The following is a 14,868-nucleotide window of genomic DNA, read 5'->3' on the forward strand; positions in this document are numbered from 1 at the left end:
TGCCAGTGGGGCGATCGAGTTTTTGCTGAAATCTATGGTTCCGAATTCCTTCAGCACAGGAAGTCCGAACGTAAGACCTGCGGCGGCACTATCAGATTCGCCAAACCGCATTGATGACCGGTAACTCAGCCGCAAAGGACGTCTCCGTTGGAATTGCAAAGGCGCTAGCGACTTTATGACGCGGGCAGCGAGCCAAGATGCAAGCTCAACGGTTGACCGGAAGGGCGCATTTTCCGTGAAGCTGAGAACCCTCTACAGGCCCAGTAGCACCTTCTTTTCGCACGCTACAATTGCCTGCAGTTGGGGCGCCCACCTGCACTGGACCTTGAGGACACACTTAGGACCCGCGGCTGTCGGATCTTCAACTCTATGAGTTGGCTCCGACGCAGGGGCATCAGAGCTAACAATCCAATGCTCCGTGTACCCCATACAATGCATAGCAAGTACGTGCGTGATCGATAAACGCTGCACGGTAATGGGGGCGATGCCAGTCGCAGGTCAAGTAGCCACCTCCCCACTGCCCGCAGCAAGGGAAGTGGGAGCAGTGGCCGGCAACAACAACGCCAACCTGGTGTGGAGCATCGCGAACATTCTGCGGGGAACCTACAAACCAGCACAGTACGGCTCAGTGATCCTCCCCTTCACTATCCTCCGCCGACTAGACTGCGTCCTCGAAAAAACCAAGGATTCCGTCCTCAAGGAAGCAGAGGCCAAGAAGGACCTGAACATTCCGCTGGACACCTTCCTGCAGAAGGCTTCGGGCCACAGCTTCTTCAACACCTCCAAGTTTAACTTCGCCAAGCTCTTGGATGACCCCACGAACATCAAGGCGAACGTCCTCAACTACGTGCAGGGCTTCTCGGAGAACACCCGCGACATCTTCGAACGCTTCGAGTTCTACAAGACACTCGAAAAGCTGGACGGCTCGGACCTGCTCTACCACGTCACCAAGGACTTCGCGGCGATCGACCTCCACCCGGGGACCATCAGCAACATCGAGATGGGCCTCATGTTCGAGGAACTCATCCGGCGCTTCGCCGAAGCCTCCAACGAGACCGCCGGCGAACACTTCACCCCGCGCGAAGTCATCCAGCTCATGGTCCAGCTCCTACTGAACTACGACGACGACGTCCTCACCAAAGAGGGCATCGTCCGGAGCATCTATGACCCCACTGCCGGAACGGGCGGCATGCTCACCGTCGCCCAGGAACACCTGCACGCGCTCAACCCGAGCGCCTCCCTGGTCGCGTACGGCCAGGAAATCAACGACGAGTCCTACGCCATCTGCAAGTCGGACCTGCTCATCAAAGGCCAGGACATCTCCAAGATCTCCGTCGGCGACACCCTCGCCAACGACCAGAACATCGGCCAGGAGTTCGACTTCATGCTCTCCAACCCGCCCTTCGGAGTGGAGTGGAAAAAGATCCAGCCACAGATCCAGAAGGAACACGAACTCCACGGCTTCGACGGCCGCTTCGGCCCCGGCCTCCCCCGCGTGAGCGACGGCTCGCTGCTGTTCTTGCTGCACCTGGTCCGCAAGATGCGCCCGGCCCACGACGGCGGCTCCCGCATCGGCATCGTCCTGAACGGCTCACCGCTGTTCACCGGCGGCGCCGGCTCGGGCGAGTCCGAGATCCGCAAGTACCTGATCGAGAATGACCTCGTCGAAGCCATCATCGCGCTGCCCACGGACATGTTCTACAACACCGGCATCGCCACCTACATCTGGATCCTGTCGAACAGCAAGAAGCAGAAGCACCCGGAGCGCGTTGGCAAGATCCAGCTCATCAACGGCGTGGACTTCTTCCGGAAGATGCGCAAAAGCCTTGGTTCAAAGCGCAAGGAGCTCGGCCCGCAGGACATCGCGCGCATCGTCCAGCTCTATGGCTCATTCGAGGACGATGGCGAGACCTCCAAGATCTTAACGAACCAGGACTTCGGCTATTCCACCATCACCGTGGAGCGCGCGCTAAAGCTGAACTTCGCCTCCACGCCCGAGAGGATCGACGCCGTTCTGGCGCAGAAACCCGTCGAGAAACTGTCCGACGACGACCGGCAGCTTCTCGAGAAGACGCTCACCCGGCTCGGCGAGGACGAAACGAAGCTCTGGAAGAACCGTGAGGCTTTCCTCAAAGTCCTCAAGCCGGCCCTCGCCAGCGCCGGCTTAAAGCTCGGCGCACCGGTCCTGAAAGCCGTCCTTGTCGGGCTCTCCGAGCGCGACGAGACCGCCGACGTCTGCAAGGGCCCCAAGGGAACACCCGAGGCAGACACTGACCTCCGCGACACAGAAAACGTGCCACTGGGCGAGGACATCACCGCCTACTTCGAACGCGAAGTAGTCCCCCACGTCCCCGACGCCTGGATCGATGAGTCCAAGACCAAGGTCGGCTACGAAGTCCCCTTCACCCGGCACTTCTACAAGTACGTCGCGCCCAGGTCACTGGACGAGATCGACGCAGATCTCAACAAGTTGATCTCGGAGATCACTACGCTCCTCGCCGAGGTGGAGAAGTGACACTTCCCAAACTAGGCTATTCCTGCACCAAGATTGGCAGCGGGAAAACGCCGCTCGGTGGCGCCGAAGTCTACGTCACCGAAGGGGTTACATTCCTTCGAAGCCAAAACGTCTATGACGATGGGTTGCGACTTGATGACGTCGTCAAGATCGATCCAGCGGTGGACGCCGAGATGGCCATATCACGAGTAAAACCAGGTGATGTGCTATTCAACATCACGGGCGCCTCAATCGGACGATGCTGTCTAGTCCCAACAACCCTTGGTCCGGCGAATGTCAACCAGCATGTGTGCATTATTCGGCCAGCCGACAACCGGTACGGCCCATACTTCGCCTATGCCCTTCAGTCTCCGGAACTGCAAAGCCAGATTTCGGCATCCCTCACAGGCGCGGCCCGCGATGGAGTCACCTTTGAACAGCTTTCCAACCTTCGTTTCACGCTACCGACCCCCGCAGAAGCTCAAGGCATCGCTGGCTTTCTCGATCGCGAGACTGCCCAGATCGACGAGCTGATCGGCAAGCAGGAGCGGCTCATCGAGCTGCTCGCCGAGAGACGCCAGGCCATCATCACCCAAGCCGTCACCAAAGGACTCGACCCCACCGCCCCAACCAAACCTTCCGGGATCCCTTGGCTGGGAAACATGCCAACTCGATGGGGATCGTCCCGGATGTCGTACGAGGTGTGGGTCAGGGCCCGTCTTGGTTGGAAAGGTCTCAAGGCCGAGGAATATATCGCTGACGGCATTGCATTCCTATCCACCCCAAACATCAAGGGTCGCCGAATAGACCTCACAAACGTTAATCGGATTACTCCCCTCCGCTTTGAAGAGTCGCCCGAGATCAAACTTTCAGTCGGCGACGTTGTCCTAGCCAAGGATGGCTCGACTTTGGGCACCGTCAATGTTGTACGGGCCCTTCCGGAGCCAATGACGGTGAATAGCTCCATCGCGGTACTGACCCCATCGCCGAGTGTGGACGGTGTATACCTTTACTACCTGCTCCAGGCCGATTTCCTTAGCAACACAATCCAGCTCCTCAAGGGCGGCATGGGCGTACCCCATCTCTTTCAGGACGACATTAGGCGCTTCGGTATTCCGATACCGCCCGCCGCTGAACAGCAAGCAATATCGACGTACCTGGACGAGAAGACCGATGAGTTGGACCTGATTATCACCAAAGTTCAGGCCACCGTTGACCTTCTCCAAGAGCGCCGTTCCGCCCTCATCTCCGCTGCTGTCACCGGAAAAATTGACGTTCGAGAAGGAGCAGCATAGTTATGGCGTTGCCTCAGTGGCATGGATTCATCGACCCCGTACTCAGAGAAATGACTGACGGGAAAACCCGACGCAATGCTGACATTCGGGAAGCGGTGGCGAAACGTACCCACCTCACTCAGGAGGACATGAGCGAGATCATGTCCTCCGGCGAGCCCCGGTGGTCGAACCGCACCAATTGGGCCGTCTTTGACTCGATGAAGGCTGGGCTCCTTGTTAGAGAAGCTCGTGGTCAGTACAGGATCAGCGAGGAGGGCCTGCGGCGTGTTTCGGCCGTCTCGCCCATTACCTATCAGACGCCGATGGAGTACGAGTCCTACCGGCAATACAATAAGAAGCCGAGTACGCCCAAAGTTGGACTCATAGCCGGTTCAGAAGTGGGCCTCACTCCCCCGTCATCCGTTGCGGATTCCGATCCCTCCGAGTCACTGGAAGCGTCCGCAGACCAGCTCAACCAAGTTGTCATCGACGAGATCTACCGCAATCTGCTCGAGCTCTCCCCCGACGCTCTCGAACGCCTCATCCCCTTCGTCGTGCGGGCGCTTGGCTACGGAACGGACCGTGAAGACAACCTGAAGCCCACGCAGCGATCAGGCGACAAGGGCATCGACGGAATCGTATGGCAGGACGCGCTGGGGTTCGACCGGGTGTACCTGCAGGCCAAACGTTATTCCGAGGGCAATAATGTCGGAGCACCCGAGGTGCAGGCCTTCAGCGGAGCGTTGGGCCAGTTCCGGGCCACCAAGGGCATCTTCATCACTACCTCGACGTTCACGACCGGGGCGCGGGCGGTCGCCCGCGACACAGCGCATTACACGCTGATCCTCATTGACGGGCAGCGGTTGGCGTCGCTCATGTTCGAGTACGGCGTCGGTGTCCAGGTCGACCGCACGGTGGTCGTGAAGAAGCTGGACCAGGACTTTTTCGACAGTTTCTAGGGGGAAACCAGATGGCGCAGCACAATGAAGTGACATTTGAGGACGAAATCTGCCAGGCTCTCGCGGCCGAGGGCTGGATCTACGAGCCGCACCGCAAGTCCGGTGAGCTCTACGACGCAAGCCGAGCGCTTGTGCCGGAGGACGTCTTCGCTTGGCTGGCGGACACCCAGTCGGAGCAGCTGCCCAAAGTCCTGAAGCCAACGGACTCCCCCGCCGAGCACGAGGTGGCGAAGCGGCTGCTGCTGGACCGGCTGTGCAAGGTCCTGGACAAGCCGGCGGCCAAGGAAGCCGGCATGCTCTCCGTCCTGCGCACCGGTTTCAAGGACGTCGCCGCCAAGTTCGAGATGTGCCAGTTCAAGCCGGCCATGGGCCTGAACCCGGAGACGCTGGAGCGCTACGGCAAAGTCCGCCTCCGCGTCATCCGTCAGGTCCACTACTCCACCGTCGACACGATGAAGAGCATCGACCTGGTGCTGTTCGTCAACGGCCTGCCGGTCGCGACCATCGAGCTCAAGACGGACTTCACGCAGAACATCAATAACGCCGTCGAGCAGTACCGCAAAGACCGGCTCCCCCGGAACGCCAGGAACAAGGACGAGCCGCTCCTGTCCTTCGGCCGCCGAGCCTTAGTGCACTTCGCCGTCAGCAATGACGAGATCCAGATGACCACCGAGCTCAAGGGCAAGGACACCTACTTCCTGCCGTTCAACCTCGGCGATGATGGGCACGCCGGCAACCCCGTCAATCCCAAGGGGTCGGCCACCAGCTACCTCTGGGAACAGGTCCTGCAACGTGATTCATGGCTGAACATCATCGGCAAGTTCCTTCACCTGCAGATCAGCGACAAAACCAACCCCGTCACCGGAGAGCGGGAAGTCCGCAAATCCCTGCTGTTCCCCCGCTACCACCAGTGGGACGTTGTCAACCAGCTCATCGAGACCGCCCGCACCGAGGGCCCGGGCCACCGCTACCTGGTCCAGCACTCCGCCGGGTCCGGCAAGACCAACTCGATCGCGTGGACCGCGCACCAGCTCAGCTCCCTGCACGGCGCCGGCAACGAAAAGATCTTCGACTCCGTAATCGTGGTGACGGACCGGACCGTTCTGGACGCCCAACTGCAGGACGCGATCTACCAGATCGAGCACAAGTCCGGCGTCGTCGTTCCCATCCGCGGCAACGCCGGTTCCAAGTCCGGCGAACTCACCGCCGCACTGGCGGCCCGGACGCCGATCATCATCGTCACCATCCAGACCTTCCCGTTCGCGCTCAAGGCCATCGCCGAATCCCAGGCGCTGAAGGGCCGGAACTTCGCCATCATCGCGGACGAGGCGCACTCCTCACAGACCGGGTCCACCGCCAACAAGCTGAAGAAGGTGCTGTCCGCGGAGGAACTTGCCGACGTCAACGACGGCGGCGAGTTCGACGTCGAAAGCTATCTGGCGGCCGAGATGGCCGACCGGGCCGATGCCAAGAACATCAGCTACTTCGCCTTCACCGCCACGCCCAAGGCCAAAACGCTGGAGCTGTTCGGCCGCAAGGGCCCGGACGGGCTGCCGCAACCGTTCCACCTGTACTCTATGCAGCAGGCCATCGAGGAACGCTTCATCCTGGACGTGCTGCTGAACTACACCAGCTACAAGGTGGCCTACCGGCTCACCCACGAGGGCCGGGACTACGACTCCGACGACACTCAGGTGGAGAAATCCGAGGCCCTGAAGTCCCTGATGAACTGGGTGAAACTGCATCCCTACAACATCAGCCAGAAGGTCCAAGTGATCGTGGAGCACTTCCGCGCCAACGTCGCCTGGCGCCTCGACGGCAAGGCCAAGGCCATGGTCGTCACCGGCTCCCGCAAGGAAGCCGTCCGGTACAAGCTCGCCATCGACAAATACATTCACGACGCCGGCTACTCCGGCCTGGGCACCATGGTCGCCTTCTCCGGCGAAGTAAACGACGACGAATCCGGCCCCGAGGCGTTCACCGAGCTCAACATGAACCCCGGGCTCAAGGGCCGCACGCTGCCCGAGGCGTTCTCCACCGACGAGTACAAGATCATGCTTGTGGCCAACAAGTTCCAGACCGGTTTCGACCAGCCGCTGCTCGTCGCGATGTACGTGGACAAGAAACTCTCGGGCGTCTCCGCCGTGCAGACCCTGTCCCGGCTCAACCGCACCGCAGTGGGCAAGGACCAGACGTTCGTGCTGGACTTCGTCAACAATCCGGACGAGATCCTAGCTTCCTTCCAGCCGTACTTCCGCGAGGCCGCGCTGGACGGCGTCTCCGATCCGAACGTCGTGCACGACCTTCAGGCCAAGCTCGACGCCGCCCAGATCTACCTCGAGTCCGAGGTAGACGGCCTGGTGAAGTCATACGTACTGGAGGCTGGCAACAACGCGCTCTCCGGCTGGGTGGCGCCGGCGAAGTCGCGCTTTAACACTAGGTACAACACGGCAGTGGCTGACGGAGACAAGGCCGCCCAGGACGAGCTGGACCTGTTCCGGAAGGATCTCGGCTCATTTGTGAGAGCCTACGACTTCCTGTCACAGATCGTGGACTTCGCCGACACTGATCTCGAGAAGCGCTCGATCTACTACAAGCATCTACTCCCGGTTCTCCGCGTACACGACGCGAAGGTGGCGCTGGACCTTTCCGGAGTGGTGCTGGCCAAGTACGCGCTCAAGGACAAAGGCCAGGCCCAGTTGCAGCTCTCAGGCGAGGATGCGCTGCTCAAGCCTCCGACCGGCGTCGGCACCGGGCAAGCGAAGGACCCCGTTCTGGCGACCTGGGAGGAAATCATCCAGCAGGCCAACTTGCCGTTCGAGGGCGAGGAGCTAGATGCAGTGGCACACTTTGTGGAGGGCGTCCGACGCGAGTTAGTGAAGAACGAGACGCTCCAGAAACAGGCACAGAACAATACACGCAGTCATTTCAACACGAGTCCCGAGCTTCATGTTGCGCTGAGCACTGCTGTCATTAATTCGATGGAGAGCCACCGGAACCTCAGCATTCAGGCACTGGGCGATAAGACGAAAATGCAGGCTTTGCTAAAGATGCTGAGCGAGCTGGTTTACGAGGACATGCAGTCATGACGGCAGGGTGGGAATGGGTAGAAATTGGGGCGCAGTTCGCGACGATCGTTACCGCATTGGCAGTATTTCTTGCCCTGCTGCAGTTGACCCAGGGCCGTACCGCTAAGCACCGGGATTTCGAGAACCTCTACGTCCAGCGCTACTGGAACCTGATGGACAGTTTCAAAGGAAATCCTTGGACGGCTACGTCCGTCGACGACCTCGTTGAAAGCGACAGATCCAGGGTCTCCGCCTACCTTCAACTTTGTGAGGATGAACTCGATTTGCGACGCAACGGTTTCATTTCGACGAAGACATGGGAAATTTGGGCTGACGGCATGAAGAGTCAGTGCGCCCGTCCGGCGTACAGGAATGCCTTGAACATACTAGACCCGGCCGAGCTACCGGCCCTGCGTGACTTTATCGACAACGGCAACAAGGATCCATTGAAGATGAGCTGGTTCCTGAGGTGGTGGACGGGTATCGGGAACACTGGGCGAAAACCAGCCGCAAGGCGATCAGTTGCGGACGAGCAAGAACGTGAAGCTACGCGGTCATGATTCGTCGCCGGGTTGAGAACTCGTCGGTGCTGCCATGGCCGTTACCTATTTCGACACCAGCCAACATGTTTGTGGCAGGGGCTGCCTCTCGAGATGGCAGGATCTGCTTCCGCTGGAGGTTCCGCATTTGGCTCAAACGAAGGACTTCCTCAGGATTGTCGCAGCTTCGCAAGCCGCGGGAGCCCCGTGCCATAGTGTGCACTTGGGGGACGATTCGTAGTTTCGAAGGGCCGCCATCACATTTGTCGGCGCTAGTGAAGAAGCGAGTCAACGAACCACATGACCTCCCTCATCTCCTGGCTCGACGCGTCCATCGAGGAAACCTCGAAGATGCGCGAGCTCGTCAAGCTCTTCGGCACGCCGGAAACGACGGACGACCTTGGCATGGGCCAGCTCCGTGACGCGATCAGCAACAGCCTGTTTCCCGGCACATCAGTCCTGCATCTCGGCGCGCGCTACATGCTGCTTGTCCCCTGGGCCTACCAAACAGCTCACCGCGGCACCAGAAACCCTGATGACATTCGGAAACGGTCCGAGGAATCAGAGCGGCAACTGATCGGCCGGTTCAAGGAACTGGGCGTGGAGAGCTTCATCGGCCGCGACGCCGGCAGAAACGTGCAGCAACTTCCGTCTGCCGCTTACTGGTCGGCACTCCGCCGCTACGGGATCGTGCACCCGGAAACAGATCGCTCCGCCGTCGCACAACTGATGTGCGCGGACGCTCCTTCCCCTGAGGAAGGCGAAAACGCCTACTACATCTGGGATCCAAGCCTTCCAAAACCGCCGGAAGGCTTTCCGCAGTCCGAAGAGAACGGACTGACGCTGTCCCACGATGAAGCTCGTTGGCTCCAGGAGCGGATCCTCACCACCTGCGCGGGCACAATGCTGGCTCACGTCGTTGGCTCCGCGACCAGTCCCGAGCCAAAGTCATGGGCACCTTGGGTTGACCCTGCATGCGGCAGCTCAGAAGGCGCACCGGCGCAGTGGCTCAAAGATGCTGAAGCATTCTCTTTCATTCACAACGGCGCCACCATCCTCTATCAGCACCTTCTAGGGGTGCTGTCAGGAAAGACTTTCTCCAATGAGGCCGACACTCTGGAGCCAACACGGGATCTCCTGGAAGCCTGGGAAGAACGCCGCGACAGCAAGCGCGAACTCCTCGCCAACTGGGACATCGAGGATTACCTCGGCCGTGCCAAAGCCCTGAACAAAGGCATCAACAGCAACACTGCCGATTTCGCCCGGCAAATGCTCAGGGCGGCTTCCAGCCCAAGCAAGCTGATCGACAATGCAGACTTCCGCGCCGTGGTCGAAACCAGGGAAAAGCTGATGAAGAAGTCCAACTCACGCTTCCGCAACGAACGCCGGCTCCGCGCATGGCAACCCCCAACCCAAGTTGCGTCGCTGACCTTCCGCTGGACCCAAGTCCGCCGAAACGTGCTTGATATCCACGCCGGGCTGGCACGGGAAGGACAGGCAGATGCTTAATCCAGCAAACAGGCAGGCACTCACCCAACAACTGCGCCCACCAGCGGGATTCCGGCTCGCCCATGCCGTGGGTACCACCTTCACTCTGGACATGACCAGCGCGCTGTCGGTACCGCTGAGCTTCGTCGCCGGTTCCGGAGAAGAATTCACCAACCCGGTGGCAGTTCTCAGTGCCCTGCGTAAAGTCTCCGACCGCGTGGACATCTTCTGCCAGGCCGGCCACATCAAGGCACCTTCGGGCGCCTCCGACCTGCTCGCACTACTGGAACCCATGGTCCACCAGGTAAGCGTCAAGCGTGGCCTGTTCCACCCCAAAGTCTGGCTCCTTGAATTCGAGAACGACGACGAGCGCCGCTACCGCTTCCTGTGCAGCAGCCGCAACCTCACCACCGATGCCAGTTGGGACCTCCTCGTCCGGCTGGACGGCGAACCAGTGCAGGACGTCAACGGTGTCGGCCCGAACAGCGGGCCCCTGGCACGCTTCATCGCGGGGCTCCCCAGCCTCTGCACGGTAGAGCCCGACGCCGACCGGCTGGCCCGGGTGCACGGCCTCGCCTCCCGCCTGGCGAACGTCCGCTGGGACCTGCCCGAGGACATCCACCGTCTGGCGTTCCGCCCGATGGGCATGGGAGAAGACTTCGAACAGGGCTCGATCGTGGCCCACCTCCGAGACCCAGAGAACTTCATTGCGCTGAACAATAAAACAGGGAACGCAGCCTTCCTGGGACGCGACAAGCTGGTCATCTCGCCATTTTTGGACGACCGGCTGATCGGCCGGCTGCAGGACCGCTGGACAGAGAACCTCTACGTCTACTCGCGAGGCGACCAGCTGGACCTGCTCAACGAGAAGACCGTGGCGGACACCCGGACGTCCTTTCATGCGTTTGACGAGCTCGGCATCCCGGAGTCGGCGGATTCAGGCTTGAGCGAAACGGACGTGTCCGGGAGCCAGAAGCTTGCAGACGATCTGACTGGCCTGCATGCCAAGGCGTACTTCTGCGACTACGACCACTTCACCTATGCACTATTGGGTTCCGCCAACGCCACCGAGGCTGGCTTCACCAAGAACGTTGAATTCCTGCTGGAGATGCGCGGAGCCAAGAAGCGCCTCGGCGTCCAACGAATCAGGGAAAGCATGAAGGACGTTCCCTTCGCGGTTTATGACGGCAGGGGCGGCCAAGCCCGCTCGGAGGAAGACAAAGCAGCCTTCCGGCTGGAGAACGCGCTGCGGGATGCCGCAGCCCACCGGTTCCTCCTAGACGCCGTACCCGACGGCGGACCCAAGAACGCCTTTACAGTGACCGTCTCGCATGACTGGTCACCGAAGCCTGAGTTCACCGCGACGCTGAGGCTCCTCTCGCTCCCCCAGCCGAGCGCCGTCGTCGAGCCTTCCTCTGGCCCGCATGACCATTCCTTCCACGCAATACCGCTCGCAGACGTAACCCCGTATCTGGTGCTCACGCTGGAGGATTCCGACGCCAGGCTGTCCAAGAGCACAGTGATCCAGGGCAGCCTGCGGACAGACCCCGAGGGGCGGCTGGATGAGATCGTTGCTCGCCAGCTGGATGATCCTCAGAAGCTCCGTCAGTTCCTTCTGCTGTTCCTCACGCCCGAGGATGCTCTGCCTGGGTCGGGAACAGGCGCCGGGTGGTTCGCGACCTCAGGATTCGGAGACGGATCCACCGCAGGCCTCTTTGAGGCGATGGTGGGAGCTATGGCGGGCCCGGACGCTATGTCGGTGTTTCCGGACCTGAAGGTCGTCATGGACCGGCTGCTGGCCCTTCGCGGCGATGATCCGGAGATTCAACAGCTGCATGCACTGTGGACGGCGGCCACGGAGGCACTGGACATGGGGGAACTTCATGGGGTTTGACGCAACGCCTGCTCTGGAGGGCCTCCGCGGCTTCCAGCGCCGGACAGTGGAACACGTCTTCAAACGCCTGTACCTGGACGACCAGCCCGCGGACCGCTTTCTTGTGGCTGACGAGACAGGCCTCGGTAAGAGCATGGTGGCCCGCGGAGTTATCGCGAAGGCCATTGAGCGGCTTGATCAGCGGGACTCCGGAGTGGACCGGATCGACGTCGTCTACGTCTGTTCCAATGCTGACCTGGCAAAGCAGAACCTTAGCCGGCTAAACGTCACAGGGCAGAAGGACATCATCGAGTCTGGACGGCTTACGCTGCTGCCCACCGAGTTGGCCAAGCTCAACGCGCCGGCGGCGCCGGGGACCCGCAAGCGCGTCAACTTCATCTCGCTGACACCGGGCACTTCGTTTAAGGTGGGAGGCGCCACGGGGCAGGCACGGGAACGTGCCGTGCTCTTCCGCATCCTGGCGCAACTCGGCGTCATCAGCGAGGAGCAGCATTCCGACGCCGTTGAGCTTCTTCGCGCTGGCTCCTCGACCGAGCGATTCGCTCGCCGCGTGCAATACATGCACGAGCAATTCCCGAGTGGTTTTTCCGTCCCAGTAAGGAACCGCTTCCGAACGATCGCCCACCAAAGCGGCAATCTGCCCGCCTTCCGCAAAGCCCTCCGTGATGCTTCGCGCGACGGAGCTAATGCTGTTCGGCCTCGCATGAGCGCGATTATCGGTGGCCTACGGGGAGACCTCGCCCAGGCAGGCCTGGATTGCCTGGAACCGGACCTGATCATTCTCGATGAGTTCCAGCGCTTCCGCGATCTGCTCTACTCCCCCGGCGCCGCGCCTAGCGATGAGGATCCTGCGGCGGAGCTCGCCCGGCAATTCCTCAATTACAAGGGGGCCAAGCTAATCCTGCTGTCGGCGACGCCTTACAAGGCGCACACGGCTGCGAATGACGCTGACGGCGACGACCACGCCGCGGACTTCCGGCAGCTGCTGCGGTTCCTGAGCAGCGAGCGTTGCGAATATATGGAAAGCCTTGAGGCGGATCTGGACGACCGGCGGACGCAGCTGCTCAAGCAGGTACCGGACGATGCGCTGACCGAACGGATCGAAGCCCGGCTGAAGATGTTTATGGCCCGGACGGAGCGCCCGCAGCTGGGCAAGGATGACATGCTGTCCGTGATCGAGATGGCACCTACCGATGTCCGGGCTACTGACCTTACAAGCTACAAATCTCTCTCCACTTTGTTCCGCGCCACGCGCACGGGCAATCCCATGGAGTATTGGAAGTCCGTGCCGATGTTCGCCCACTTCCTGACGGACTACAAGGTGGGGAGGATGCTGGACGGGCGGATCCAATGCGACCGCGAAGCCGTTGACCCGGTGCTGCCTTCGCTGACCACGATCGACGCGGATGCCTACCGCCGCTATGGCGCCGTGGAAACTGACAACGCGAAGTTCAGGGCCGTGCGGGACCACACCGTTGGGCAAGGCTGGTGGAAGCTGCTGTGGATGCCGCCGTCGCTCCCGTATGTTGAGCCTTCCGGGGCTTTCGCCGGAGTTGGAGCGGCCGTCACCAAGCAGCTGGTCTTCTCCGCGTGGAACGCCGCTCCGACGGCGATCACCACGATGCTCTCCTACGAGGCTGAACGGCAAATTCTTGAGGGGTCTCCGCTGCATGGAGAGAACACCGCTGATGCCCGCAAGCGTTTCCGTGGCCGCCTGCGGTTCCGTGTCCGCGAAGGTGAACCGCAGGCTATGTCCACCTTGGCGTTGTTCATTCCCCACGCTGCCCTTGCCTTGGTTGGTGATCCATTGCAGAGCGCGTCCATGAGTGGTTCCGTCGTGCCGGCCGAGACTGTGCGGGATGCTGCGGCGACCGCCGGCAACACCATCCTGGGCGGCAAGTCCGTCGACCATGCAAGCCGCCTCGGCGCATGGGCTTCCTATTTCGCAGTTCCCGGCGCTCTGCCGGCAGAGTGGAAGAACGATGCCCAGCTGGCGACGCGAGAGCTGCGGCAGCTGGACGAGTTCACCCAGCAGCAAGGCAAGGCCAGCGAGGGCGGGGAAGCCGACCAGGAAGGCGGTTCCGAGGCCGGGCTCTACCTTGCCCACATTGAGCGCATGTTGGAAGCAACCGGCGGCGAGCACGCCGGTTGGGAAGACGGAATCGAGGACTTGGCCGTCAACTCCCCGGCCAACTGCCTCTACCGCGCCTTGCGGCGTGTGGTTCCTGATGGCTTCGACGGTGCTGAGCTCTGGAAGGGCGCAGTGTTCGCGGCAACCGGCCTGCGTACGCTGTTCAACCGGCTCGACGCCACGGAGCTGCTGGACAAGCTGTATCCCGAAGGCGATTACTGGCAGAAGGTCCTGCGCTACTGCGAAGCTGGAAACCTCCAGGCTGTGCTGGACGAGTACGTCTTCCAGCTCCGCAGCCAGCAGGCTCCGGGGGAGATCACCAACGAGCAGCTGTGGGCCCTGGCCGATGACGTCCGTCGCTCGCTGTCACTCAAGCCGGCGCAGATGCTCGCCAAGTATCCCGACGGATCCCACGAGGACCTCCGGATGGGTGTGCGCTTTGCCGTGAGGTACAGCAACGCCAAGACGGACGACGGCGACAGCAACCGTATGCCCGACGTCCGCCGGGCCTTCAACAGCCCCTTCTGGCCATTCGTTCTGGCTTCTACGTCCGTGGGCCAGGAAGGCATCGACTTCCACTGGTGGGCGCACTCGGTTATCCACTGGAATGTTCCCGGCAACCCTGTCGATTTTGAACAGCGTGAGGGGCGTGTGCACCGGTATCTGGGGCATGCAGTTCGGAAGAATGTTGCTGCTGCCCATGGTGCAGCAGTGCTGAAACCTGGGGTGAGCGACCCTTGGGGAACATTGTTCGAGGTCGCTGCGGCAGACATCGCTGCACAGCCTGAGACTGCCAGCACTGAGTTTGCTCCTCATTGGATTCATCCTGGAGCACACAAAATCGAGCGACGCCTGCTGGACCATCCGCTGAGCCGTGATGTGCCGCGAACCAAGCACATGCTTGCCGGGCTGGCGAAGTACCGGCTGACTCTTGGGCAAGCCCGGCAGGACGACTTGCTAGGGCTGATCAAGGACGGGGCTGATTTGAAGCCAATGAATTTGCGGCCATAGTCCCGCGTTG

General features: G+C 61.1%; 8 protein-coding genes. All 8 read left to right on the top strand.

Translation table 11 applies throughout. The features are described 5' to 3' along the window. The first annotated feature begins 484 nt into the window (after positions 1-484). The 8 genes from QF047_RS15290 (at position 485) to QF047_RS15325 (ending at position 14,858) form a co-directional block, all read left to right on the top strand. Positions 485-2,515 (top strand): class I SAM-dependent DNA methyltransferase, encoded by a 2,031-nt coding sequence (locus QF047_RS15290; RefSeq protein ID WP_307278744.1) that lies wholly within the window; start codon positions 485-487, stop codon positions 2,513-2,515. Further along, positions 2,512-3,789 (top strand): restriction endonuclease subunit S, encoded by a 1,278-nt coding sequence (locus tag QF047_RS15295; RefSeq protein WP_307278747.1) that lies wholly within the window; start codon positions 2,512-2,514, stop codon positions 3,787-3,789. Before QF047_RS15290 ends, QF047_RS15295 begins: the two co-directional genes overlap by 4 nt. 2 nt (positions 3,790-3,791) lie before the next feature. Then, positions 3,792-4,727: a restriction endonuclease gene (locus QF047_RS15300; protein ID WP_307278750.1), complete on the top strand. Its 936-nt coding sequence runs from the start codon at positions 3,792-3,794 to the stop codon at positions 4,725-4,727. An 11-nt stretch (positions 4,728-4,738) separates the two neighbouring features. Beyond that, positions 4,739-7,816 (top strand): type I restriction endonuclease subunit R, encoded by a 3,078-nt coding sequence (locus QF047_RS15305; RefSeq protein ID WP_307278755.1) that lies wholly within the window; start codon positions 4,739-4,741, stop codon positions 7,814-7,816. Continuing rightward, a complete protein-coding gene (locus QF047_RS15310) occupies positions 7,813-8,355 on the top strand; it encodes a hypothetical protein (protein WP_307278757.1) in 543 nt (180 codons plus the stop codon). Before QF047_RS15305 ends, QF047_RS15310 begins: the two co-directional genes overlap by 4 nt. A gap of 279 nt (positions 8,356-8,634) precedes the next feature. After that, positions 8,635-9,843: a DUF6361 family protein gene (locus QF047_RS15315; RefSeq protein ID WP_307278760.1), complete on the top strand. Its 1,209-nt coding sequence runs from the start codon at positions 8,635-8,637 to the stop codon at positions 9,841-9,843. Then, a complete protein-coding gene (locus tag QF047_RS15320; protein ID WP_307278763.1) occupies positions 9,836-11,716 on the top strand; it encodes a phospholipase D family protein in 1,881 nt (626 codons plus the stop codon). Before QF047_RS15315 ends, QF047_RS15320 begins: the two co-directional genes overlap by 8 nt. Beyond that, complete coding sequence (locus tag QF047_RS15325; RefSeq protein WP_307278766.1) at positions 11,706-14,858, top strand: helicase C-terminal domain-containing protein; 3,153 nt, start codon at positions 11,706-11,708, stop codon at positions 14,856-14,858. Before QF047_RS15320 ends, QF047_RS15325 begins: the two co-directional genes overlap by 11 nt. The last annotated feature ends 10 nt before the right edge of the window (positions 14,859-14,868 follow it).

It is taken from the genome of Arthrobacter sp. W4I7, from assembly GCF_030816215.1.
Taxonomy (GTDB): domain Bacteria; phylum Actinomycetota; class Actinomycetes; order Actinomycetales; family Micrococcaceae; genus Arthrobacter; species Arthrobacter siccitolerans_A.

Excerpts from the sequence above, each read along its gene's own strand:
- QF047_RS15290 (WP_307278744.1), top strand. The coding sequence starts at position 485 with ATGCCAGTCGCAGGTCAAGTAGCCACCTCCCCACTGCCCGCAGCAAGG.
- QF047_RS15300 (WP_307278750.1), top strand. The coding sequence starts at position 3,792 with ATGGCGTTGCCTCAGTGGCATGGATTCATCGACCCCGTACTCAGAGAA.
- QF047_RS15305 (WP_307278755.1), top strand. The coding sequence starts at position 4,739 with ATGGCGCAGCACAATGAAGTGACATTTGAGGACGAAATCTGCCAGGCT.
- QF047_RS15310 (WP_307278757.1), top strand. The coding sequence starts at position 7,813 with ATGACGGCAGGGTGGGAATGGGTAGAAATTGGGGCGCAGTTCGCGACG.
- QF047_RS15315 (WP_307278760.1), top strand. The coding sequence starts at position 8,635 with ATGACCTCCCTCATCTCCTGGCTCGACGCGTCCATCGAGGAAACCTCG.
- QF047_RS15320 (WP_307278763.1), top strand. The coding sequence starts at position 9,836 with ATGCTTAATCCAGCAAACAGGCAGGCACTCACCCAACAACTGCGCCCA.
- QF047_RS15325 (WP_307278766.1), top strand. The coding sequence starts at position 11,706 with ATGGGGTTTGACGCAACGCCTGCTCTGGAGGGCCTCCGCGGCTTCCAG.